This is a genomic window from Pseudarthrobacter sp. NamB4 (genome assembly GCF_005796185.1).
Lineage (GTDB): Bacteria > Actinomycetota > Actinomycetes > Actinomycetales > Micrococcaceae > Arthrobacter.
Genome location: NZ_VAHM01000002.1, coordinates 15,709 through 37,786 on the forward strand (window position 1 = coordinate 15,709; position 22,078 = coordinate 37,786).

Genomic DNA, 22,078 nt, shown 5'->3' on the forward strand with positions numbered 1-22,078 from the left:
ATGTCTCCTGACAATTAGTTGAGGTGGGGGCGCTGGTTAGCTGCCCGTAAAACCCGTACGCCGCCGGATAAAGGGCAGCAGGGGACTCAACTAGTCAGGAGAAGAACCGGGGTCGTATGACACTGGCGCAGGAGTGTGCTCAGAGAGCTCACCGGCCTGGGAAGAACCGGGCAAAGGAAGGTGAAAGTCAAAGGGGTTCAGCCAGGCTGCTGAACCGGAACCACCGGCGGCCGAGGACGCGCCGCTGCCGGTACCGGAAATCCCGGGAGCTGCCGGGGACGGTCCGGGAGAAGGTGCAGGATCAACCGCGCCGGCCGATTGACTCGTCACGGAAAGTGCCATGCTCGCTGGCCACGGGGAGGTGGGCCCGGCTGCGGGGCCGCTTCCGCCCGAACGCGTATCCGAAGACTGCGACGAGGTTTCAGCCCCGGAGTCGTCCAAGGATGATGCTTCTGCGGCCGCTGGAGATACCGACCCGTTGCCCTGCGCGGTGTCCCCGGTGTCTGCCGTTGATCCGGAGTCCGTCTCTGTACCCTCTGCAGGAGCAGAATCGGGGCGGGCAGGAAGCCCGCCGTCATCCCCGACCTGCCCCGGTAGGGCAGGCGCCGGTACGGGCGTCTTACCGGTCACCAGGTCGGTGACCGGGTCCAGGACAGGTTCCAGGTCCGGGACCGTCTCGGCTACCGGTGGCACAACCGTTTCGACAACAACAGTGGTCGCGCCATCGGCGAGCTGCGCGATCGGCGCTATGACAGTGAAGACGGTGCCTGCCGGCACCACCTGATTGATGATGGGCACGGTTGAGACGATGTCATCTGCCAGGCCCGCGGCGGAGCCGACCACCGGCTGCAGCAATCCCGACGGCTGTGTAGCGGCTGGAGCCGCAGGGACAGGGCTTATTGCCTTGTCCGACAGCGTGGAGACGGAGCTGGTGACGCGACCCAGCAAGGCTGAAGTGTCCGAAAGAGTGTCGGCCGACGCGGCCGTGGAAGAAAAAGTCAGCCACGTAAGGGTGGCAGCACCTCCCAACAGAACAGGACGCAGGGCACGCCACGGCGAACGAGACCTAGCCACGCGCATCACCCCCCGGTGCAGTTCTGAGACGCTCGAAGAATAACCCAACACCTTGGATAAAGTCCACAATCGCTCGCCGTCACCCGGACCGGCGCGACCCCATGTCGAAGCCCCCGCGGGTCTTCCTGCCCATCGCCGCCGGGCGCAGGACGTTGCTGTCTGGGCAGTGAGAAGCCCCGCAGCACGGGGGAATGCGCGGGGCTTCGGGTCGCTGCCCCGCCAATGGGGGAAAGGCGGAGGAGCTGCCTCCCAAACTAATAGAAAGCCTGCTTACTTTTCAACTCTGGTTCCGGCTCTTCTCCAGGTTCAAGCGTTGCCGGTGATGGTCCGTGAGGTGGAAACAACTCCAAGGAGGGTAGCGCTGCCAAGAGGAAGGGATCGCCCCCTTTACCTGCTCCTATGACAGGGAGCAGGTAAAGGGGAACCAGGTGCTAGGAGATCCTGCACTTGCGGAGCAAGACGAGCCCGGAGCCCAAAAGGCTTGGTTATGTGACGATGAATCTTCTCGAGGCGTTCTAGCATGGTCGGAGGTACACCTAATGGGGGAGAGAGTGTCATGGGGCCGATAAAGACCGTCGAGGGTAGAACGGAGAAGGGCGAATCAGTAGTTGCTGGTTCGTTTCCTCGAGTTCCTGGGAAGCAAAAACGATCCTCACGGTTGAGGAAGCTTGAGTTGGCGATTTTGCTGGTGCTGGTCGTCGCGCTGGCGCTTTCGGCTACTCCGTGGCCTTCGGCCATGCTGATCCGGAGTGTCTTTCAGCGCGGGGCACAGGCGACCATCGACGAAATGACGCCGTACGTTCCGGATGCACCGCTGCAAACCCAAGCCGGCGTCGTGTACAAGCCAGGTTCCACCTTCGATGTCTTCAGTCCGGCAGGGACCATCGCACCACTTCCTACTGTGGTGTGGATTCACGGTGGCGCTTGGATTTCCGGAGCCCAGCGAGATGTGAATCCGTATCTCCAGATCATCGCGGCCGAGGGTTACACCACCATTGGCATGAGCTATCCGGTCGCCCCTGAGGCCAGCTACCCCACGGCTGTGCGGGACATTAACGAGGCTCTTGCCTACATCAAGGCCCATGCCGCGGAGCTGAACGTGGACAGCAGCCGCATCGTCCTGGCCGGTGACTCTGCCGGCGCGCAGCTCGCGAGCCAGATGACCACCCTGACCGTGAATCCCGAGTACGCCAACTTGATGGGAATCCAGCCTACGCTGCAGAAGTCAGATCTGGCGGCCACCATCCTGCATTGCGGTGTCTACGACCTTCGGGCCATGGCGGATCTCAGCGGCATCGCAGCCTGGGGTTTCAAGACATCCCTGTGGGCCTATACGGGCACGAAAGACTGGTCCGCTACCTACGCTGGCGCGACCATGTCCACCATCGACTTCGTGACCGACGACTTCCCGCCGACCTTCATCAGCGGCGGCAACGGTGACGGGCTCACGTGGTTGCAGTCTGTTCCCTACAGCAACCGGCTCAAGGACGCCGGGGTCCCAGTGACCGAGCTCTTCTGGCCCGCCACGCACGAGCCTGAGCTGCCACACGAGTACCAATTCCACCTGAACTTTGACGAGGCACGCAAGGCGCGGGACAAAACCTTCGACTTCCTCTCCACACACGCGGGACGGAAGCTCTAGAGGATCCGCTGGTTCTGATCGGAATGGTTCTCGCCCCACCGTCATATGGCTGGCCCAAATCCTCACTGCCCTTCATCGGCTCTCCCGTCACAGCATGACATTCCACGCGCCCTGGCCGAGCCGGAGGCCATACTTCACGGGAAGCCCTGGAAAGGAGGAGACAACAGTGGCTCGGACACGCACGAAGCACACTGAGAGGTTTCCTGCATCTAATGCACGTTCCCACGGTCTACGGTCAAGTCGTACTAGGCCACCGACTCACCGGCACCCAGGGTCGCTACACCGTCAGCCGCATCTCCGAACTCACTTCGGACCACGTCCGACTTCCAGGAGAGTAGCGGAATGCGGCAAGGCCACTACAGCTGCACGAACCGAAGCAGCCCTCCCTAGCCCGGCAGTGCCCTGCGCGCATTTCAACGCCGATACAGGAAGAGCTGATTTTGACAGTTAAACGTGCGGCAGAGCTACCCGATGTCGCTCAGCGCCAAACTGTCCAAGCTCAGCGCTTCAGTTACAGTCCACAGCTTGTGGTCCGCCCAGCCCAAGCTTCGTTGGCTCTTAGAGCCCGTCTACTAGCACTTTGGCAGGAGGAATCGCAGTACATCTTCAAACATTGAGACCAATAGTAAGTAGGCTTATTGTTGGACGCGGTGTCCAGCAGTGTGGCACGGTTCTTCGGGCGGTGAGCGTCTCATTGCAAGGGCTCTGGGCGGTGAGGCGTTGAAGTCGGGGCACCTTTCCGGTCATTCCGCAGCCACCGATAAGTAAGGACACGGATTCACCTGGCTATGCGTCGAAATGGGTCCGGACGCCCGGGTCTGCGGTCAGTGATGAGACTACTGATGCCGCAACATCCCGGAGCTTTTCGTTGCGCGAATTGGAAGCGATTTTCAGGATCCTCATCGCGGATTCCTGGCTGCATCGGTTTTGTGCCATGATCGCGCCAGCTGCCAGGTCGATGACGGTGCGTGATTCCAGGGCAGCTGCCAGGTTGGTTTTGGCCTCGGCGAGCTGGCTGATCCGTACCGCGAGCCGGAGAGCTTTTGACGCATGGTAGGCGTAGGATTCGACGTTTTCGATGTCTTCGCCGGTAAATCCATGGGAGCGGGTGGAGTACATGTTCAGACCCGCTTCGGCTTCCCCTTCAAGGACCAGCGGTACCGACAGGCTGGAACCGACTCCCTCCGCCAGGGCGGCCGCCCTGTAGCCGGGCCAGCGGCGTTCCTCGCGCAGATCAGGCACGTGGATGACGGTCTGTTGACGGATGGCGGCCAGACAGGGGCCGTCGCCGGCGCTGTATTGCGTTTCATCGAGCCGGACTGCGCCCTTTTCGCTGCTGGCAACCGTCGCTGGTTTCTTTCGCCGCATCAAGGTGATGCTGCAAAAGGCAGCGGCAGGGTCAGATAGTGTCAGGGCCGTAAAGTCAGCGAGCTCGTCCAGCATCTCCTTCACGTCCTTGGTGCCCAGGACAAGATCCTGAAGGTGATCGACGAGCTCGGACGGCAATGGATGTGTTCTTTGGGCCACCATGGGCCTCATTCCTCTTATGCCCAAACAACAACCCCTTGTCGGGGGGACACTGGAGGACTGCGAAGCCGAATAAACGGCACTGCATTGAGTATGCGCCCCTGCACCGCTAATAGATAGCGGCCTGCGGGGCCTGTTTGCCGGGTCTCACGTCCGGTCAATGATCCTAGCCGCAGCAAGAAATCCAATACGTCCGGACTTGCCGACAAAAAGTCCGCGGGTTGGGGGACGGTTGGGCTTCCGGTTCGACCTTCCCCTCAGCCCCGTCATCCCGGGCCGGTTGCGTCGACAAAGGTCTTTCAGGGCAGGGGTTTTGGGTGCGGTCCTGAGAGTTGTATGGCCAGGCCCGAGAGCAGGATGCTCAGTCCCTGGTCAAGCTCAACCTCACCGTCGTACTCGGCCAGGACCGGGCCCAGTGCGCGCAGGCGCGGGAACTCTTTAGCCGGCAGGCGGTGCAGACCAAGGCGGAGGATGGCTTCGTTCTCGTCAGGGTCCACGATGTATTCCTGGAGTTCATTGAGGATGTGTCCGTAGAGGAATCCGTAGTACGCGCGGTAGACGTGAAGGGCATCAGCGGGAGCGAAGCCGGCGCCAATAAGCAGGGCCAGTATTTGTTCGAGGGGGCGAAGCGTACCCAGTGGACGCAGTCCCAAGGGTGTGGACAGGGGCCTGGTGACCAGCAGGGGCACGACGTTAGGGTGGCGCAGGGCCAGGAGCCGGAGGTCGTGTGCGATCCGGCGCAGCTGAGCCTGCCAGTCCGGGTCATCAGGGAAGATCGCCAGTTCGTTCAGCACCATCTCGGTGACGCCATCCAGCAGGGCGGCGCGGTTGGCGGCGTAGCGGTAAAGGCTCATAGGGTCGCGCCCCAGTTCCTGACCCAGACGGCGCATCGTGAGAGCATCAACGCCTTCAGCGTCGACGAGCTCCAACGCCGCCGAGAGGACGACGTCCCTGCTCAGTCGCGCTTTTCGGGGTGCTGGTCCGCTGGGGATGTTTTTGGGGGAGGCCATAGGGGAACCGTCCTGTTTCTTGCGTCAGGCCCACCCCTGCCACGGATGAATAAGCTTGCTTATCAAGTAGTCTACGCGTAAAGTCTACAGTGTAGAGAGTTGTTGACATGGTTTCAGTAAAGGGATCAGAGTTTGCATAGCCGTTCAGGCTGCTCACATCACCCAAGGAGAACCATATGACTAGTCAGACCCACAACGGTCACGCCACTACCGTTGTCCGGAACGCCAATGACATCAAGATCTCAACCCGGACCCTCGAATTCGCTGTCTACGTCGCGGCGGTAATCGCGACGATCATCACCGCTGCAGTCGTTGGGGACGACGCAAGCGAGAACGGCGTCGATGTCTTCAACGCCAACGACGCGATGCAGTACATCACCTGGCTCACCGTCGGCCTGATGATCGCCCGCGGCCTGGCGAAGGCCGGCAACCGCGTACACGACAACCACGCCTAAATCCCGCTTCCCGGCAGTGCCGGGCAATGCGATCCTGGCGCAGCATCCTGAACTGGTGCTGCGCCAGAGTCATCTGTTTCACCTACGTATTAGCCGGCCGGGGCATCACAACGGCGAGCTCTGGCCAGTACACCCAGTGTCCCGTGCAAGGCATTTGAGTTTCAGGCCGCTGTAGCCCAACGGCGGACATCTGCACCGTAGTGAAAAGAGCCACCCATGGCACATTCACAGTTCGACCAGTTCCTCAGCGAAGCCACCTATTGTGACCAGGAGTCGGAATCGACTCTGGACGGAAACTGCTTTTACGGCCTATACACCAGCTGGTGTTGCCTGGCTGGCAAACTCCCGCGGTCCGAGCAGGCCTTCTGGGCCGCCATGAGACAGCGCGTCAGCCCCGGCCAGTGCCTGAAAATGAAGGGCCCCGCCGCTGCCGACTACATTCTTGCCAGCTACCACGCTCTGGTTTGACCCTCCGGCCACGACCCGATCTGGCCCACATTATCCTGCCGCTGCCTGACCACGACGGCGGTCGCTGCCGGCACCGTTCCCGCTATGGAACTGCCCGCTAAAACCTCCGCCGGCCCGGGTGGTCGGCGGCACGATCACCAAAGGACCAATCATGACGAACAGCCCTCACAACGACCCATTCGCCACCGACGAGACAGGGATCGCCGCCGGTATCGAGACTTTTGATCTCACACCCGAAGGCCTCGCCGGCACCCCGGCCCACGAAGAGGACTCCGGAAGCATCGTCCATACCGGAAACAGCTAAACCGTCCCACTCAGTGGCGAGCCCCTACTGCTGACCAGCCACCGCAGCGACAACCCCCGAACCATATCTGGATGAATCAACAAAAAGTACAGAACCACGGAGCGCGTAATGAGCACTACCCGGATCTTCAAATCAATTGTCGTGATCTTCAACCCCAACAGCACTGGGGATGCGCCCAGACTCGCTGAAGAACTCAAAGCCAGCCTCGCGGACTTGCTTCCATACTCAGTCGACATCACCCTTCAACCCACTGCCCACGCTGGCCATGCGGTCGAATTGGCCCGTGAAGCAGCCAACGGCGGCAGTAGCGTGCTCGTCGTATCCGTCAGCGGAGACGGCGGTTATAACGAAGTCGTGAACGGCGTGATGCAGGCGGGCAACCCGAACGCAGTATGTGCCGTGAAAGCAGCAGGCAACGCCAACGACCACCGCCGGACCACCCGCACCCAACCGCTCGAGGCAGCAATCGCCAGCGGCAAGGTGCGGCACATCGACCTGCTGAAGATGGCAACAGGCTCGAATCCCGGCGCTCTTGCCGAATACGCCCACTCCTACATCGGGTTCGGCCTGACACCCGTCATGGCCATCGACCTGGAAAAGGGCAGTAAAGGCGCCCTGAAGGAGATGTTCTCCGTAATCCGCACCTTTTCGAAATTCAAACCTTTCGAGATCCGGCAAGAAGACGGCAAGCGACGCAAATTCGACAGCATCGTCCTGGCCAACATCGCCGAAATGGCCAAGTACGCCACCCTCAGCGAAGCCGACGACGCCGCCTCGGACGGGAAGTTCGAAGTCGTGATCTTTCCCCACCGGTCAAAGTTCCGCGTGCTGCTAACCGCGCTGCGGGCCACCACCCAGGGTTTGGGAAACCAGCCCAGCGTCAGCAGCTACCGGTTCACAACCCTTAAACCCATCCCGTACCAAATTGACGGAGAAGTGAAATCCCTCAAGAAAAATACCCCGGTCACGATCGAATGTGCACCGGCCGCCCTCGCAACGCTAGGGTAACCGCACGGCGCACCCAGAAACAAACCCGCCCCAGGGGGTTACTGGTAACGGGCAGCCCCGCAAAAAAGGTTACACCGGGCCCGAACTCACCAGATCTGTCCTGGCGCTCCAGCGGCCTTTGCCGGGAGTGAGCCAGCCCCGCAACGGCTTATCGTTGCGGGGCTGGTGATAGGTACCCTTGCCCGGCTCATCAAGCCCGGCAAGCAGAATTTGAGCTTTGTTGCCACGCTCGTACTTGGGCTGGCCGGGTCTGTCATAGGCGGGGTCATCGCTAACCTGCTCGGCACGGGCGATATCTTCGAACTGAACTTCCTTGGATCTATCGTGGCGGTGATTGCGCGTTCTTTTCATCGCCGTTGCGGAAGGCATCTCGGGGCGTAAGGGCGTCCGCCGGTAACGAGTTCCGCCATTCCCGTCACGTCTGCAGTTGGTTGACCGCTTTCTCCTAAGCGATTCGGTGTCTCGAAAGCTCTGCGCTTCGAGTAACCAGGGATATGAGAGGTCCGTAGGCGTTGCAGCTGGGGCGCCCTGCACGGAATGTCCTCCGAGTCTGCGGGCATCATGCGAGAGTGCTGAAGCTTTCGGCTAGGTCTTTGGGGCCTTGGACGATTATTTGGTCGTCGTCGTACAGAACCGTCTGCGCGGTGGTGTGTGTCCATACACCACCGGGCCTTTTCACGGCGACGATGGTGATGCCGTACTGGTCCCGCAGACCCAGGACACCGAGTGGGCGGTCCCGTGCCTGCACGGGCGGCCGGGTGCGGACCATCACGAAGTCGTCCTCGAATTCTACGTAGTCCAGGATGGAGCCCCGGACCAGGTGGGCCACGCGCCTGCCCATGTCGTGCTCGGGCCGGATGACGTTCTCCACTCCCAGCTGGCCGAGGATCTCGGCGTGCGGTTCACTGATGGCCTTGGCCCAGATTTGCGGGTGCTTGAAGGTGAGCAGTCGGGACGTGGTGAGGATGCTCGCCTCCAAGTCGGTGCCGATGCCCACCACAACGCGGTCGAACTCGTGAACGGAGAGCTGCCGCAGCACCTCTTCCTTGGTGGAGTCCGCCCGGACCACATGGGTGAGTAGACCGTTGTAGGACTGCACGATTTCCTCGTTGCTGTCGATGCCCAAGACCTCGGTGCCCTGCTCCTCCAGTTCCAGGGCCAGGGCGCCGCCGAACCGGCCCAGGCCGATCACTGCGACGGAGTCCGCTTGCGCCACACGCCCGGCTCTGCGGGAAAACAAGTCCTTAGCCAATGAGGGGCCTTTCCTTCGGGTATTCGTACATTATGGGGCGGCTTCTCACGGCCAGGGCGGTGCCCAGGGTAACCGGGCCCAGACGGCCGATAAACATCAGCAGGATCAGCACCACCTGCCCGGCGGGAGGCATCCCGGCGGTAATCCCGGTGGAGAGGCCCACGGTGGCGAACGCGGAGACTACTTCGAAGAGGATCCGCTCCTGCCCGAAGTCCGTGATGAGCATCAGGAACATGGTGGACACCACAACCAGGGCGATGGCCAGGAGCACCACGGTGATGGCTTGCCGGTGCACGGCGCGGGAGAGCCGCTTGCCGAAGATGTTCACCGCGGTGCCGCCGCGCAGCTCGGTGGCCAGGATGAAGAACAGTACGGCGAAGGTGGTGATCTTCAGCCCGCCTGCCGTGCCTGCGGGGCCGCCGCCGATGAACATCAAGATGTCCATGCCCAGCCAGGACACCGGGTGCATCTGCGCGATGTCGGTGCTGTTGAAGCCCGCTGTGCGAGTGATGACAGACTGGAAAAATCCGCCCATCACACGGTCAGCAGGAGCAAGACCGCCCAAGGTTGCCGGGTTGCTCCACTCGGCCGCGGTGAAAAAGGCCGTGCCACCGGCGAGCAGGACAACGGTGCCCAGGAGCACCAGCTTGGTGTTCATGCTCCAAAAGATGGGCCGGCGGTACTGGCGGCGCAGCTCGAAAAGTACAGGGAACCCGAGCCCGCCGATAATCACGCCGGCGGCGATGGGAAGGAGAATCCACGGGTCGCTGCCGAAGCCCATGAGGTTGTCCGAATAAAGGGCAAAGCCGGCATTGTTAAACGCCGAGATTGAGTGGAAGACACCGTGCCACAACGCCTGGCCCAGAGGGTAGCCATAGCCCAACAGGAACCGCAACGTCAGCACCAGGGCCAGCAGTACCTCGACGATCAGGCTGATAATGAAGACCCCCACAAGGACCCGCCGGACGTCGCCAAAGCCAGTGCTTTTGGTTTCAGCTGCGGCCAGCATTCGGGACCGCAGGCCCAGCCGCCGGGCGGTCAGGACGCCCAGCAGGGTGCCGAAGGACATCACCCCGAAGCCGCCGATCTGGATCAGCCCCAGGATCACTACCTGCCCGAACCCGCTCCAGAACACCGGGGTGTCCACGGTGATCAGTCCCGTGACGCAGACCGCAGATGTCGCTGTGAACACGGCCTCCAGAAGTGAGGCGCCGCCGGCGCCGCTCTTTGCGACCGGGAGCATCAGCAGCCCGGTCCCCACTGCGATGGCCGTCGCGAACCCCAGGACAATCAGCTGTGCGGGATGCCTTGGCACCAGACGGCGGCCAAACCGTTGCAGGGCGGACAGCTGCTGATCCTGGAAAGCAGCAATGGAACGGCTGTAGCCGGCGAGGACCAGGCCCGGCTTTGGCCTCCTACGTTCGGGTTGGGGGCTTCGCTGGTAAGCCTTCACGTGCATAGGCGTCACCGTACCACCGCCCGGACTCCACCCAATACACCGTCGACGTGCTCCAACAGGGGATTCGTTGCCCATCGTCTCACCACTGAAACGCAAGTCCGGTTTTGCGAAATATAGCAAGGGTACTTACTAAATATTAGTAACCATGCTTAGTATTGCATCAGTGCTGGTCATCCCCAGCAGTTGACCGCGAAGGAAAGAGAGCATGATGACGGAAAATCAATGGACCAACGTCACCGGGTCCTCATCGCAGGACCCGGAGGCGACCACCATCATCGAGACGACCCCGTCCGCTACGCCTGCCTCCGGGTCCAAAAAGGACGCAGTGAAGGAGGAAGCCTCCAACGTGGCAGGGCATGCCGCCACCGCCGCGCAGGGTGTAGCGCAGACTGCGAAGGAAGAGGCCGCCAACGTCGCCTCCGAGGCGAAGTCCAGCGCGAAGGACCTGTTGTCCCAGGCGAAGTCGGGCCTGTCGAGCCAGGCCGGCACGCAGCAGCAGAAGGTTGCTGAGGGTATCCGCACCGTCTCCAGCCAGCTGCAGACGATGGCTGAGGCCCCTGAGCAGCAGGGTCTGGCCAGCGACCTGATCCGGCAGGCAGCCCAGCGCACTGAAACTGTGGCTTCCTGGATCGAGAACAAGGAACCGGGTGACCTCCTGAGCGAGGTGCAGCGCTTCGCCCGCAACCGTCCCGGCACCTTCCTGCTGCTTGCCGCAGGCGCCGGTCTTCTGGCCGGACGGCTCACGCGAAGCCTCGCTGCCGGTGCCGCGGATTCAGGAAGCGGCGCATCCCAGCCTCAGCGGCAGGTTCCCGCCTCGCAGGCAGCTGCGCTGCCGCAGGAAACGGGGTACGCCACGGGCAGCGGGACCGGCCTGTACGAGGAGCCGGTTGTCATCGGCGCAGCAACTGCTTCCACCACAACTCTGCCGTCCGGCACGGCGGAAGAAATGCCCCTGCGGTTTGAAGATGACCTGTACCAGCGCGGGGAAGGACGGCACCTGTGAGTAGCCAGGTTCCTGAGATGCCGCCGAGTGAGGCGCATCAGAAGGCAGATAACGCTTCCCTTGGTGACCTGCTCGGTGAGGTTACCCGGGACCTGTCCACGCTGATGCGCCAGGAAGTCGAGCTCGCCAAGGCAGAGGCCAAGCAATCCGCCACCCGGGCAGGGAAAGGCGGCGGGATGCTCGCCGGGGCCGGCGTGGCAGGGCACTTCGTGCTGCTGTTCCTGTCGCTGGCGCTGATGTTCGCCCTTGGTGCGCTGATGCCGCTGGGCTGGGCAGCGGTGATCGTCGCCGTGATCTGGGGCATCATCGCCGCCGTCCTGGCCTCGATCGGGCGTAAGGAACTCAAACAGATCAAGGGCATGCCCCAGACCGGCGAAACACTTTCTGAAATTCCCCCGACTTTGAAACCAGGTGAGGTAAACCGATGAGCGATAACCCGGATGCAATCCGTCAGGAAATTGAAGAGACCCGGGCACGCCTGGGCACCAACGTGGACGCGGTCGCCGACAAGGTCACCCCGTCCAACATCGTCCAGCGCCAGACCGACAAGGTGAAGGGCAGCGTCAAGGACGCCGTCACCGGAGTGAAGGAGAAAGTCATGGGAGTAGCGGATACGGCTACCAGCACCGTCCAGGACAAGGTCTCCACCGTTCAGGACAAGGTTTCCTCCGGCACCAGCAGCACCGGGGGCTCCGTGCACAGCACCGGCGAGTCCCTGCATGGAGCCAAGGACACCGTCGCACACAAGCTTTCTGACGCCGGCACCGCGATTTCCCAGGCACCGGGCCAGGTCAAGACCGCAGCCCAGGGAAACCCCCTGGCCGCCGGGCTGATCGCGTTCGGCGCCGGGATGCTTCTTTCGGCCCTGATCCCGGCCGGCACCAAGGAACGCCAGGCCGCGGAGCAGCTCAAGACAGCAGCTGAGCCCCTGGCCGGCAAGGTCAGCGAGGCCGCCAAGGACGTGGTGCAGGACCTGAAAGAACCTGCCCAGGACGCGCTGGGAAGCGTCAAGTCCACCGCCGCTGACGCCGTCCAAAACGTCAAAACCGAAGGCCAGAACGCTGCCAGTGACGTCAAAGACCGGGCTGCCGATGCCAAGGACAACGTCCAGAACACGTGACCGGTCAGGACAAGGGCCCGAAGCCGCCGCACCACCGGGTGCGGCGGCTCACGGACCCGGACCAGCAACCCCTCCCCGGCGGACCCCGGCACATGAAAGCCGTCCCCGGCCCCAGACCGGGACCGCAACAGTGGGCCACGCACCGGCTAGTCAGCATCGCGGCCCGTCTTTACGAACGCCGAATCAACCGCAGGCTTGCCCGGCTCAAACTGACCACCTCCGCGCTGGACGCGCTGGAGGCCGTGGCGGAACTTGAACCGGCCACAGCCACCGACGTGGCGGCGATGCTTTACGTGAGCAGGCAAAGCCTAGGCAAAGTCCTCAGGCGGCTCCAGTCGCTGGGGTATCTGAGCAAGGAACGGGGCAGGGACGGCCGCAGCGCCTACCTTCACCTCACCGAGGAAGGACGTGCCGCCCTTTCCGCGGCCGAAAACCTCATCGGTGAAGAAACCAGTGAGGCGACGGGCACGGACTTCGCGGAGGAGGTCCTCTTCCGCCAGCAACTGGAACAACAGATCCGACATTTGCGGAACGCAGAATCAGGCACTGCCACACGGCACAGGACGAGGGAGCGGCAGGCACGAACCGTTTCATCTTTCCGCCACGGGCAGGAACACCACACGAAACACAACAACGAATCAGGAGCACCCCTATGACTACAACAAACCGCACCACCGGCCCCAAAACCACGCTTCAAAAAGCAGCCCAGGCAGTAGGCGCCGTCTTTCTGCTGGTCGGCGTCCTCGGCTTCATCCCGGGCATCACCAGCAACTACGAAGCGCTCTCCTTCGCCGGACACGGCTCCGAAGCACTCCTGCTGGGAATCTTCCAGGTCTCGATCCTGCACAACATCGTCCACCTGCTCTTCGGCGTTGCCGGGATTCTCATGTCCCGCACCCACGGGCAGTCCCGTAACTACCTGCTCTACGGCGGTGTCATTTACCTCGTCCTGTGGCTCTACGGCCTGATCGTCGGCCACGACACCCCCGCCAACTTCGTCCCGGTCAACACCGCTGACAACTGGCTGCACTTCGTCCTCGGCGTCGCCATGATCGCCCTGGCCATCCTGCTTTCCCGCAACACCCGCACCGCGGGTACGACCACCCGCTAAACCCCATTCCCATCCCCGGAACTCCCCTCGGGAACGCTGCACCATGGATGGTCCGCCCCTCATCTCTGAAGGGCGGACCATTTATCGTTTGCAATGCCTCCTATCAGACGCCGAAGCACAGGCACCCGGGCCTGCTCCTCAGTGATATGTGATGGAGCATGAAGGATCAGTTGATTGTCACGAAGCCTGCGAACGATGCGTAGCTGCAAGGGCCGCGAGGTCGCGGATCCCCCGATGTTCCCGCGTGGGATGCGGAGTTTCCTGTACTTGGTGAGGCCTCGCCAAGGGTTTCCTTGATGGCACGGGGACAGGAAATTTTGTTGTTCGGCGCAGTCTTAGTCCATGCTTCCTTTGCGGCCAGTGAACATCCGTCCCAGTTGACGCGGTTACTACCATGAAAACACCGGGCTGTAGGGACATAGGGACACTCAGAAACACCAGGCGGTTAGGCAAAGCAGATTGTCCAGCGTTAGGACTTATTGTTTCAATCTTGAGTTTCACCACCTCTCTGCACTGCCCTCTTGGACTTGACACTTCAAAAACTTACGGCCTGATCGATTTCGAGGTGGTCGCACTCGGAGATCGTGCCGCTAACGGGTTTAGCATCATGGCATGTCGAATATGTGGAAAGAATTTAAAGCCTTTGCCATGGGCGGCAACATGTTTGATCTCGCCCTGGGCTTCATCATCGGCACGGCCTTCGCCGCTCTCGTTGACAGCCTGGCCAACGACATTCTGCTGCAGTTCGTTGCGGCGATTTTCGGGGCTCCGGACTTCAGTCAGATGAGCTTCACTGTCAACGACGCCGAAATCAGATACGGCAGCTTCATCACCGTGCTGATCAGGTTCCTGCTGCTGGCCCTGGTGCTGTTCGGGATCGTTAAGCTCCTCAAGCGCTTTGGCATGGGCAACTTCCGCGCCCAGGGCCAACAGGAATGCCCCTACTGCAAGGAATTCGTGGCCATCGACGCCATCAAGTGCAAGTACTGCACCGCCGACATCGACCCGGGGCAACTGGAGGAAGAAGACATTGAGCTGCTGAAGAAGCGTGAAGGCTGGCAAAACCCCAATGACGGCATCGCCTAACCCGGCCTCATAAGTCCGGGAGGACGCGTCCAGCCGCCTCGCCCTACTCACCCCTGCCAGCGCGGCAAGGTTGCTCATCGTTCGCCAGGGCCTGGCCATGGCGCCGGTCGGGGCTGTCTCGGGCCGGCAGCGCCTCCATCTACAACGATCCACGGATCCATACTCAGTTGCGGCTAATGGGAGCTCAATCGAAACGCCGATAACGGATGCCGCCAAGCAAACGGCCAGTGTCAGGATGGGGCGTGGTCTTTGCTGACAGCTGCGGTCCCGGCACCGCGTTCTCGCGGCTCCTAACTGTCGGAGAATGCGCTATCGGGACAGGATGAGGTCAAGCACCCCCGGAAACCTTGTCACCCCATCTTCTGCCATGAAGGTTCCGGCTTCCGGATGGACCTGCACTCGCCGCCTGGAGGCGCCTGGCGAGGTCATTCGTCGCTGCTGGCGGAACAAAAGGATCCGTTTCGGAGCGGATTACCGTTCGCTTGCGGATGCTCCCTGCCACGCGTTCAACGTCCACACCTGTTGCGAGGTATTGATCCAGTTCCGGCAATGCATCCAGCGGTTCAATGAAGCCGGCTACCAGGACAAGACCACCGAGTTGCCATGGCTCGGGGAGGGCTGCCAGGACCCGTAGTGCGGTGATCGCACCGAGAGAATGGGCCACCATCACCGTTCTCGCATCCGGTACTCGAAGCGCCGCTTTCACAGCGTTCTCCCACGCTGTCGTCTCGGGATCGTCCGGGTCAGGGAGGGGAACAATCGTGACGTCTATGCCCACGGCTTGAAGTTCACCGTAAAGCCAGGGAAACCAGTACGCGTCCGGCCCGGACTCGTGCCCATGGACGATGACGACACGCTGGACGGACCGGGATCGATTCGTCGTTCATCACGCAGACCTTACCAGCGCTCCCAGCGAACGATCCCCTGCCGGCCTATCCCACGCATCCGAGGTCTGCGATCAGGCGGCTGGGTCCCGGTCCTCGCCCTTGATAAAGACCTGCACGGCCACGACGTGAGCGTCTGTCAGGCCCTCGTCGGGGTGCGGCTTTTCCAGCAGCACGGGGTGGGCGTATTGGTGGGCCCAGTCGTGCACGTCAGGCCCTAGCTCGTCGTCGATCCACACAATGGCGTCCCAGTCTCCATCGCCCTCGGCTTCCATTTTGTTCAACCATCTGGCGACCGACCCCAGCTTTGGCGTCTGTTGGTCTTCATCCCCAGGCTCCGGCGCTATCGCCACCCGAAGCGGATTCACCTCAAGCTGCAGCTGCGCTTCGAGGTGGTCCACAAAATCGTCAGGTGATGTGGACACCCAAGCGATCCTCCCTTTGTTGGCGAGCCGGCGCACCAGGGCAATCTTCAAATCGGAGAGTTGAGGATTTTGGCCATCGGAGCGCTCGTCAGGCTCAAGCTTCGGGTTCAGCACGCCGTTAATGTCGAGAAGGATGATCGGTTTCATGAGCGAGACACTAGTCCGTCTCCACGGCTGACGGTAGCGTCCAGTGCCAGGCTGACGCCGGTGAAACCCTACTCCGTACACATGGGCTCCATAGCCACCTCACCGGTTACCGCCTTCAACCCGAAGCAGCCATGCAGGCAGGCCGTTCCGCACTGACCCAGACCGCCTCTTGGATCCTGACCGCGCTCAGGATATCGCGGACCACCTCTTGGATCCTGACCGCGCTCAGGATATCGCGGACCACCTCTGCGCCGGCGATCTCATGAACAGGGTTTCGGCCTCAGTTAGATGGATCCTCGGAGACCGTCCATGAAGTCGCGCCTATAATGCGCAGACGATGGAAACAGAAATACCCCGAGAGCGCATTGCCTCCCTTGAGTAGCTGAGGACTGACGGGGTTTGCTGCCGCTGGACCGTTGACGGCAGTAGGGACTGAGCCCAGCAGACAGAAAAAGGTGCCACGCCCCGGATCACCGGTGTGCGGCACCTTTCTGTTCCATCACCAGAAGTGGGCCACGTCCACTATCAGCCGGGAACCGGACCCGGGCCCGTCCAGGGTGAAGACCCTGAAGGGCAGCCGGGCACGGACGCACGGGCCAATGCTGGTGGAGCCCTCGAACCTTGCGGCGTAAACCACTTGCCGGAAGGTCTGGTAGCCGGCCACGTTGGACAGCTCGGCCTTCGCGGCCGGGTTGTAGGTGAGGTTGCCGTTGCTGTCATATGAGGGTGCGTTCACGGTGACCTGCAGGCGTGCATTGCCGTAGACCGGGATCCTGAAACCGGTGCCGTCCTGGATGATCTCCGGGACGTACCGGACCGTATAACCCTTCACAGGGCCACTGAGGTCGACCACCATCCGGTCAAAGCAGGACTGCTTTCGGTGAAGACCAGGCCAGAACCTGGCCTTCGGGCTGGCGCCGCTCATTTTGGTCCAGCGTGCTGACCCGCACGTACCCAATGCGCTGACCTGCCATGGCCACCTCCAACCCTCAACGTGTGTGTTTGAGTTTGGGGGTCACAGTGACGTACGTCAGGGCTTGCGCGCTGGTCACAGAACGGTCTGTGTTGCGACTCCCGGCACGGTGCAACCGAGTCAGGTAAGTTGCTTTCATAATCACAACCATTGGCGCCCTGTAGTTCGTCGGACTGGGGCTGATGTCCGAGCTTCATGCGGCGGCTCGGCGGCTGCGGAAACTGCCCGCTCAGGGGCGCGTCTTGGGCGCGCATGTTGGGAAGTTCCTCGTGCTGGCTCAACAACGTCTCCTTGGCAGGGCTTTCTCCAGCTACACCAGTGCGGGATAGCTGCTAAGGATGTAGTCCGCGGCAGCCTCGCCCTTCATCCGCAGTCCGTTGTTTTGCGGTTCGATGCGGCTCTGCATTGCAAACCAAAACATCTTTTCTGGCTGCGGCTCCTGGCAGGTGACGTGGCACCAGCTCGTATACAGGCCGTACAGGGCATCGGGTCCCAGGCTGGCCCCGGACCCCGGGTCGCAGGTCGTGGCATCTTGAAGGAACTGGTCGTACTGCGTTGCGGCCATGGTGGCTCTTTTCGCTGCGTGCGCGGGTTGCCGCCGTTTGGCTACAGCGACGACGCCTCTTGCCGGGCACACGGCAAAGACGGTCCTACACGTGCGATTCGTGGCCGCAGCGAACACGGATGGCTAAGGGATGTCGTTTTTCCTGGAAAACTTGCCGAGGCAGACAGCCGGCCGGAACGCAATCCAATGCCCGCCTCCACATCCGCGGAGCTGAGCTAAGCGGCAGTTGGGGGAGTGGAGCGCATCTCAAACCCCCTGGGCCAGCGCGGATGAGCTGCCCTCGGTTATGCCGAGGTCAAGGAAGCGTCCGAACGGTGGAAGTGTCGGCGGCCTGCCCGACAGGCAGCCGTGATCGAGAAAAAGGCCCTTTATATGTCTTAGCGTCTTTATTGGCCCGCCCCTGGTGCGCGGAGCTGCACGCGTCTTCTGTCCTCGCGGGCGGCGTCGAAGGCTGGCTTTCGTTCCGCAGCGGATGCCATGAAAACCTCCATCTAGTCACCTCTGATGACATCGCTGGTTGCGGCGAGCGCGCTGTCCCATTGACCGTGACTCATTCCCCGCATATTGTTTAGGCAATAAACTAAAACGGCGGCCTGAGACTTATCACTGAGGCTGGCGACGGCGCAACCTGAAGCTGCCCGGTACCTACCCACCCTGTACCAGAGCAGCAGTACGATCTAGGAGACATCATGAAGGTCCTCATCACTGGTGCCCATGGAAAGGTCGGTCGGGCCGCTACCCAGGCAATGATCGACGCCGGGCATGAAGTGCTCACCACCGACCTCACGCGTCCCGGCTTCGAGCGCAAGCCTGAAGGCACCCCGAAGTACATGATGGCCGACCTTACCGACGCGGGGGAAGCGTACTCTGTCATCCGCGGAGTGGATGCCGTGGTACACATTGCTGCGATCCCGGAGCCCACTGGTCATCCGCCCCACGTCGTATTCCAAACCAATCTCATGGCGACCTTCAACGTTCTTGAGGCCGCCATTCGATTTGGCGTAAAGCGCTTCGTTTACATCTCCAGTGAGACTGTCCCGGGGTTCTTTTTTCCCGAGCGCGATTTCCTCCCTGACTACGCACCCGTGGACGAGGAGCACCCGATCCACCCGCAGGATCCCTACGCGCTCTCCAAGCACTTCGGCGAGCAGCTCATGGACGCCGCAATCGCCCGCTCTGACATCCAGTGCATCTCCATTCGGCCCAGCTGGGTCCAGTTCGAGGGCAACTACGAGACAAACCTCGGACCGCAGGTCCGAGACGCGTCGGTCCTCAGCCCCAATCTATGGAGCTACGTCGACGTCTACGACCTCGCCGACGCTATCGTGTTGGCCACGGAGTCAGACCTCCCCGGACACGAAATCTTCTACATCGCTTCCCCTGACAACGTGGGCGGCCATGACTTCGCCGAGATCCTGAGCAAGTACTACGGTGACAGAATCGAGTTACGCGGCCTTGACCGTGCCGATGCTTCGGGCATCTCCAGTGCGAAAGCCCAACGAATGCTTGGGTGGACGCCGAAGCGGTCCTGGCGCGACTACCTCGACGCCGAAGGACATATGATCAACCGCTAACCTTCCTGGCGGGAGATCCTACCGGGCTTTTCCAGTGGATTCCTATTGCACGAAACCAACCCAACCAACGGAAGAAACCGATGATGCCCCAAACGCAAGAAATAAACGTCCCCACCGTAACCCTCAACAACGGCGTCCGGATCCCGCAGCTCGGATTCGGCGTATTCCAGGTCCCACCGGAAGAGACTCAGCGCATTGTCGAGGATGCCTTGGAAGCTGGCTACCGCCACATAGACACAGCTGCCGCGTATCGCAACGAGGCCGGCGTCGGGGCAGCAATTGCTGCGTCGGGGATCCCTCGGGAGGAGGTCTTCATAACGACCAAGCTGCGCAACGGCGAGCAGGGCAACGCAAAAGAAGCGTTCCATAACAGTGTCCAGGCTCTAGGGGTCGACTACGTGGACCTCTATTTGATCCACTGGCCCGTACCGTCCCAGGGACTCTTCGTTGAGGCATGGAAACAATTGGAAAAGCTCTACGCTGAAGGCCAGGTCCGCGCCATAGGCGTCTCTAACTTCCTCGCCGACCACCTGGACATGCTCCTCGCCGGGTCGGACGTTGTTCCGGCCGTCAATCAGATCGAAATTCACCCCACATTCCAGCAGGAGGAATTGTCCGCGAAAAGCCGCTCCCTTGGCATCGCGGTTGAGGCGTACAGCCCCCTGGGCCAGGGCGCGGACCTCATGGCATCCACAGTCAAGTCACTTGCGGGTAGGTACGGGGCCACCCCGGCCCAGATATTGCTGGGATGGCACCTCGCACAAGGCACGATCGTCATCCCGAAGTCAGCGGATTCTGCACGCATGCGGGAAAACTTGGAATCCGTGCGTCTGACGCTCACTCCGGCCGAGATGGCAGACCTAACGGCCCTGGAGTCAGGCGCCCGTGCCGGCGCGGATCCAGCCCTAGCCGCGCACAGCCAAATGTAAGCGGCGGACAACTAAGTGGGGTGTCTTTCAAGGAGATGGGGCGCTGTATCTCCGTCTATGCTGATCACAGTTTTCGGGTAAACGTAGCAGTCTTTACCATCTGGGCGACTGTCTGTGCTTCAAATGGAAGTAATACTGCAAAGAACTTTTCGGATCACACTGAAAGGAATACCAACGTCTAAAGAACTCATTGGCGAGTCCTCTCTTAATGAAGTTGGAGAAAAGACGTGATGTGGGTGGAACAAGCCAACCAACCGATCCTCACTGCAGTTACGATTGAGATTCCACCCCTTTAAACCTTTGGTTTGCTTGGGCCGAAAGTCCTGCTCTACGGGGGGCTGGGGACCAAGGCGAGATGGGGGCAATGGATAGGAATGAGTCTGGCTTGGGCCTCCGTGGGCGGAATAGCGGCTTTAATGATGCTAGGGCCAGTACGGATATCTCTAAGCGTGGCTGTTGCTGCGGTCATGTTTCTGACCCGGCACCTACTAATCGAGTGGGCACTCAAGGCCGGCAGGGGACCGGGGCCGGTAGCTGTGCGATTGGCGGTGGCGGACCGCTATGAAGACATGTAGCTCGCCGAAAAGCGTTACGAGGAAGCATTGGCTGCTCATGAAAAAGCATTTGGTGTCGAAGCCGCACGAACCGCGCAGTTAACTTCTGCCGGAATGGGACTTAGCCAGCGGCGCAGTAGCAGCCATCGCCACCTTTAGTTGACATAGGTCGTGGTCGGCGCTTCTAAATGCGGCTTGCTGATTTCACGCAGGCATTCTCCGAGCGCTGACTGAATGTGGGACGCTGGGGCGAGCTGACGACGCACTGATCGCGATCATGCTGCCTGTCGGAGGATTCGCGCAGGCCGCGCGCCGCATGTGATGGGCTGAATCGACGTCGGCTTGAAGGTCATAGTGGGAGGATCTCTAGGATTCTCTATTTCCCGTGGATAGTCTGGGACAGGACGCCACCCTACGCGAGGGTCAGTGAGAACGTGATTGAAGCAGTTGCTGCGGTGATGGGCCGCCGGAACAATGTCACCATACTCGGCCGGGATGATGGGCCTGTGATGATGTTTGCCCACGGTTTCGGCTGCGATCAGGCTATGTGGCGGAAGCTGCTGCCCTATTTCGTTGATGATTACCGGCTGGTGCTTTTCGATCATGTTGGTGCAGGACACTCCGACATCAGCGCCTACGACTGGGAGAAGTACGGCTCCCTGAACGGGTACGCGTCGGACCTGCTGGAGATTTGCGCCGCCCTTGAACTTGAGGACGTCATCCTTGTGGGCCACAGCGTCAGCACCATGATCGCCGTGATCGCCGCTGCGCAGGACCCCAACCGTTTCTCCCACCTTGTCCTGCTTGCTCCTTCACCCCGTCATACGGATGACCCGTATGACGGCTACGTGGGCGGGTTTTCGCGGGAGGACATCGAGGGCCTGCTGGCAGCCCTGGACAGCAACTATTTCGCCTGGGCCGCGGCCTTGGCGCCCTTGGTCATGGGCAACCCGCAGGAGCCGGAATTGGCGGAGGACCTGCGTCTCAGCTTCTGCCGGACAAATCCGTCCATCGCAAGGCACTTCGCCGGGGTAACTTTCTTTTCCGACACCCGCCCTGAACTGAAAAAGTTGCACACCAACTGTCTGATTCTGCAGTGCTCCGACGATCGGCTTGCTCCGCCGGAAGTGGGCGCCTACCTGCACAAGAACCTGGAACACAGCACCCTGGTGCAGCTTCAGGCCACGGGGCACTGCCCCCACGTCAGCGCTCCGGAGGAAACGGCCCGGGCGATTCTGCACTATCTCGATACCCGCGGCACACCCCAACTGGACAAATAGAACCCCTAGGCGCTGAAAACGTTCTGGAACAGGCCTTGAACTCCACCGGACAGTACCTGCGCCACGCCAAGCGGGGATGATTTGCGCCCCTCGCTTCCCTGGGCAGCACCAAAGTGACTTTTCATTACTCAAGCCGAATGTGTTCCGCGTCACATCCGATTGCTTCGCCGCCGCTCTTCCGACAACCCTTGCATCACCTGATTTTTAGCGCTTGTCGGCGCGTGCCCA

General features: G+C 61.3%; 24 protein-coding genes and 1 pseudogene. 14 read left to right on the forward strand and 11 right to left on the reverse strand.

Annotation, left to right across the window (positions count from 1 at the left end):
• Positions 1-90: 90 nt before the first annotated feature.
• Positions 91-948, reverse strand: a complete 858-nt coding sequence (locus tag FDW81_RS01565) for a hypothetical protein (RefSeq protein ID WP_240719834.1) — start codon at positions 946-948, stop codon at positions 91-93.
• A gap of 799 nt (positions 949-1,747) precedes the next feature.
• Between FDW81_RS01565 and FDW81_RS01570 the strand changes: the two genes are divergently transcribed.
• Positions 1,748-2,716 carry an alpha/beta hydrolase gene (locus tag FDW81_RS01570; RefSeq protein WP_240719836.1) on the forward strand — a complete coding sequence of 323 codons (969 nt, stop codon included), beginning with the start codon at positions 1,748-1,750 and terminating at the stop codon, positions 2,714-2,716.
• A gap of 786 nt (positions 2,717-3,502) precedes the next feature.
• Here the strand turns inward: FDW81_RS01570 and FDW81_RS01575 are convergent.
• On the reverse strand, positions 3,503-4,246 hold the full coding sequence (locus tag FDW81_RS01575; protein ID WP_138132382.1) for a GAF and ANTAR domain-containing protein: 744 nt from the start codon (positions 4,244-4,246) through the stop codon (positions 3,503-3,505).
• A 296-nt stretch (positions 4,247-4,542) separates the two neighbouring features.
• On the reverse strand, positions 4,543-5,253 hold the full coding sequence (locus FDW81_RS01580) for a TetR/AcrR family transcriptional regulator C-terminal domain-containing protein (protein WP_138132383.1): 711 nt from the start codon (positions 5,251-5,253) through the stop codon (positions 4,543-4,545).
• A gap of 176 nt (positions 5,254-5,429) precedes the next feature.
• Here FDW81_RS01580 and FDW81_RS01585 point away from each other — a divergent pair, with 176 nt between their 5' ends.
• The 4 genes from FDW81_RS01585 (at position 5,430) to FDW81_RS01595 (ending at position 7,488) form a co-directional block, all read left to right on the forward strand.
• On the forward strand, positions 5,430-5,708 hold the full coding sequence (locus FDW81_RS01585; RefSeq protein WP_138132384.1) for a hypothetical protein: 279 nt from the start codon (positions 5,430-5,432) through the stop codon (positions 5,706-5,708).
• 216 nt (positions 5,709-5,924) lie between these two features.
• Entirely contained in the window at positions 5,925-6,176 is a 252-nt protein-coding gene (locus FDW81_RS01590) for a hypothetical protein (RefSeq protein WP_138132385.1), read from the forward strand.
• A gap of 151 nt (positions 6,177-6,327) precedes the next feature.
• Positions 6,328-6,480, forward strand: coding sequence for a hypothetical protein (locus FDW81_RS18050; protein ID WP_171027077.1), 153 nt, complete (start codon positions 6,328-6,330; stop codon positions 6,478-6,480).
• 108 nt (positions 6,481-6,588) lie between these two features.
• Positions 6,589-7,488 (forward strand): diacylglycerol kinase family protein, encoded by a 900-nt coding sequence (locus tag FDW81_RS01595; RefSeq protein WP_138132386.1) that lies wholly within the window; start codon positions 6,589-6,591, stop codon positions 7,486-7,488.
• A 69-nt stretch (positions 7,489-7,557) separates the two neighbouring features.
• Here the strand turns inward: FDW81_RS01595 and FDW81_RS18055 are convergent, their stop codons facing one another.
• The 3 genes from FDW81_RS18055 to FDW81_RS01610 form a co-directional block, all read right to left on the reverse strand.
• Positions 7,558-7,857: a hypothetical protein gene (locus FDW81_RS18055; protein ID WP_171027078.1), complete on the reverse strand. Its 300-nt coding sequence runs from the start codon at positions 7,855-7,857 to the stop codon at positions 7,558-7,560.
• A 190-nt stretch (positions 7,858-8,047) separates the two neighbouring features.
• Complete coding sequence (locus FDW81_RS01605; RefSeq protein WP_171027079.1) at positions 8,048-8,740, reverse strand: TrkA family potassium uptake protein; 693 nt, start codon at positions 8,738-8,740, stop codon at positions 8,048-8,050.
• The gene (locus FDW81_RS01610) at positions 8,733-10,199 is read right to left on the reverse strand and encodes a TrkH family potassium uptake protein (RefSeq protein WP_171027080.1); all 1,467 of its coding nucleotides are present in this window, start codon (positions 10,197-10,199) and stop codon (positions 8,733-8,735) included. Before FDW81_RS01610 ends, FDW81_RS01605 begins: the two co-directional genes overlap by 8 nt.
• A gap of 208 nt (positions 10,200-10,407) precedes the next feature.
• Here FDW81_RS01610 and FDW81_RS01615 point away from each other — a divergent pair, with 208 nt between their 5' ends.
• The 6 genes from FDW81_RS01615 to mscL all read left to right on the forward strand — a co-directional run bounded on the left by FDW81_RS01615 (position 10,408) and on the right by mscL (position 14,519).
• Positions 10,408-11,202: a hypothetical protein gene (locus tag FDW81_RS01615; protein WP_240719866.1), complete on the forward strand. Its 795-nt coding sequence runs from the start codon at positions 10,408-10,410 to the stop codon at positions 11,200-11,202.
• 17 nt (positions 11,203-11,219) lie between these two features.
• Positions 11,220-11,630, forward strand: coding sequence for a phage holin family protein (locus FDW81_RS01620; RefSeq protein WP_138132627.1), 411 nt, complete (start codon positions 11,220-11,222; stop codon positions 11,628-11,630).
• Positions 11,627-12,322 carry a DUF3618 domain-containing protein gene (locus tag FDW81_RS01625; protein ID WP_138132388.1) on the forward strand — a complete coding sequence of 232 codons (696 nt, stop codon included), beginning with the start codon at positions 11,627-11,629 and terminating at the stop codon, positions 12,320-12,322. Before FDW81_RS01620 ends, FDW81_RS01625 begins: the two co-directional genes overlap by 4 nt.
• Complete coding sequence (locus FDW81_RS01630; protein WP_138132389.1) at positions 12,319-12,978, forward strand: MarR family winged helix-turn-helix transcriptional regulator; 660 nt, start codon at positions 12,319-12,321, stop codon at positions 12,976-12,978. Before FDW81_RS01625 ends, FDW81_RS01630 begins: the two co-directional genes overlap by 4 nt.
• Complete coding sequence (locus tag FDW81_RS01635) at positions 12,975-13,433, forward strand: DUF4383 domain-containing protein (RefSeq protein WP_138132390.1); 459 nt, start codon at positions 12,975-12,977, stop codon at positions 13,431-13,433. Before FDW81_RS01630 ends, FDW81_RS01635 begins: the two co-directional genes overlap by 4 nt.
• A 621-nt stretch (positions 13,434-14,054) precedes the next feature.
• On the forward strand, positions 14,055-14,519 hold the full coding sequence (gene mscL, locus FDW81_RS01640) for a large conductance mechanosensitive channel protein MscL (protein ID WP_205754584.1): 465 nt from the start codon (positions 14,055-14,057) through the stop codon (positions 14,517-14,519).
• A 328-nt stretch (positions 14,520-14,847) separates the two neighbouring features.
• Here mscL and FDW81_RS01645 read toward each other — a convergent pair whose 3' ends face one another.
• From FDW81_RS01645 to FDW81_RS01665, 5 genes and pseudogenes are all read right to left on the reverse strand, one after another.
• Positions 14,848-15,366 carry an alpha/beta hydrolase gene (locus FDW81_RS01645; RefSeq protein ID WP_240719868.1) on the reverse strand — a complete coding sequence of 173 codons (519 nt, stop codon included), beginning with the start codon at positions 15,364-15,366 and terminating at the stop codon, positions 14,848-14,850.
• A 111-nt stretch (positions 15,367-15,477) separates the two neighbouring features.
• Positions 15,478-15,975 (reverse strand): HAD domain-containing protein, encoded by a 498-nt coding sequence (locus FDW81_RS01650; protein WP_138132392.1) that lies wholly within the window; start codon positions 15,973-15,975, stop codon positions 15,478-15,480.
• A 499-nt stretch (positions 15,976-16,474) separates the two neighbouring features.
• The gene (locus FDW81_RS01655) at positions 16,475-16,900 is read right to left on the reverse strand and encodes a hypothetical protein (RefSeq protein WP_240719838.1); all 426 of its coding nucleotides are present in this window, start codon (positions 16,898-16,900) and stop codon (positions 16,475-16,477) included.
• Positions 16,869-16,949, reverse strand: a pseudogene (locus FDW81_RS18285) (recombinase family protein); the annotation flags it as partial. The gene FDW81_RS01655 and the pseudogene FDW81_RS18285, both read right to left, overlap by 32 nt.
• A 309-nt stretch (positions 16,950-17,258) precedes the next feature.
• Positions 17,259-17,513: a hypothetical protein gene (locus tag FDW81_RS01665; RefSeq protein WP_138132393.1), complete on the reverse strand. Its 255-nt coding sequence runs from the start codon at positions 17,511-17,513 to the stop codon at positions 17,259-17,261.
• Between the two features lie 689 nt (positions 17,514-18,202).
• Between FDW81_RS01665 and FDW81_RS01670 the strand changes: the two genes are divergently transcribed.
• The 3 genes from FDW81_RS01670 (at position 18,203) to FDW81_RS01680 (ending at position 21,850) form a co-directional block, all read left to right on the forward strand.
• On the forward strand, positions 18,203-19,087 hold the full coding sequence (locus FDW81_RS01670; protein ID WP_138132394.1) for an NAD(P)-dependent oxidoreductase: 885 nt from the start codon (positions 18,203-18,205) through the stop codon (positions 19,085-19,087).
• Positions 19,088-19,170: 83 nt separating this feature from the next.
• On the forward strand, positions 19,171-20,016 hold the full coding sequence (locus FDW81_RS01675) for an aldo/keto reductase (protein WP_138132395.1): 846 nt from the start codon (positions 19,171-19,173) through the stop codon (positions 20,014-20,016).
• Between the two features lie 988 nt (positions 20,017-21,004).
• On the forward strand, positions 21,005-21,850 hold the full coding sequence (locus FDW81_RS01680; RefSeq protein WP_138132396.1) for an alpha/beta fold hydrolase: 846 nt from the start codon (positions 21,005-21,007) through the stop codon (positions 21,848-21,850).
• Positions 21,851-22,078: the final 228 nt, after the last annotated feature.

Bases quoted from the DNA above. Each gene is read 5' to 3' on its own strand.
- FDW81_RS01615 (WP_240719866.1), top strand. From the start codon at position 10,408: ATGACGGAAAATCAATGGACCAACGTCACCGGGTCCTCATCGCAGGAC.
- mscL (WP_205754584.1), top strand. From the start codon at position 14,055: ATGTGGAAAGAATTTAAAGCCTTTGCCATGGGCGGCAACATGTTTGAT.
- FDW81_RS01575 (WP_138132382.1), bottom strand. From the start codon at position 4,246: ATGGTGGCCCAAAGAACACATCCATTGCCGTCCGAGCTCGTCGATCAC.
- FDW81_RS01625 (WP_138132388.1), top strand. From the start codon at position 11,627: ATGAGCGATAACCCGGATGCAATCCGTCAGGAAATTGAAGAGACCCGG.
- FDW81_RS18050 (WP_171027077.1), top strand. From the start codon at position 6,328: ATGACGAACAGCCCTCACAACGACCCATTCGCCACCGACGAGACAGGG.
- FDW81_RS01580 (WP_138132383.1), bottom strand. From the start codon at position 5,253: ATGGCCTCCCCCAAAAACATCCCCAGCGGACCAGCACCCCGAAAAGCG.
- FDW81_RS18055 (WP_171027078.1), bottom strand. From the start codon at position 7,857: ATGCCTTCCGCAACGGCGATGAAAAGAACGCGCAATCACCGCCACGAT.
- FDW81_RS01620 (WP_138132627.1), top strand. From the start codon at position 11,220: ATGCCGCCGAGTGAGGCGCATCAGAAGGCAGATAACGCTTCCCTTGGT.
- FDW81_RS01635 (WP_138132390.1), top strand. From the start codon at position 12,975: ATGACTACAACAAACCGCACCACCGGCCCCAAAACCACGCTTCAAAAA.
- FDW81_RS01675 (WP_138132395.1), top strand. From the start codon at position 19,171: ATGCCCCAAACGCAAGAAATAAACGTCCCCACCGTAACCCTCAACAAC.
- FDW81_RS01595 (WP_138132386.1), top strand. From the start codon at position 6,589: ATGAGCACTACCCGGATCTTCAAATCAATTGTCGTGATCTTCAACCCC.
- FDW81_RS01670 (WP_138132394.1), top strand. From the start codon at position 18,203: ATGAAGGTCCTCATCACTGGTGCCCATGGAAAGGTCGGTCGGGCCGCT.
- FDW81_RS01590 (WP_138132385.1), top strand. From the start codon at position 5,925: ATGGCACATTCACAGTTCGACCAGTTCCTCAGCGAAGCCACCTATTGT.
- FDW81_RS01665 (WP_138132393.1), bottom strand. From the start codon at position 17,513: ATGGCCGCAACGCAGTACGACCAGTTCCTTCAAGATGCCACGACCTGC.
- FDW81_RS01585 (WP_138132384.1), top strand. From the start codon at position 5,430: ATGACTAGTCAGACCCACAACGGTCACGCCACTACCGTTGTCCGGAAC.
- FDW81_RS01650 (WP_138132392.1), bottom strand. From the start codon at position 15,975: ATGAAACCGATCATCCTTCTCGACATTAACGGCGTGCTGAACCCGAAG.
- FDW81_RS01610 (WP_171027080.1), bottom strand. From the start codon at position 10,199: ATGCACGTGAAGGCTTACCAGCGAAGCCCCCAACCCGAACGTAGGAGG.
- FDW81_RS01655 (WP_240719838.1), bottom strand. From the start codon at position 16,900: ATGAGCGGCGCCAGCCCGAAGGCCAGGTTCTGGCCTGGTCTTCACCGA.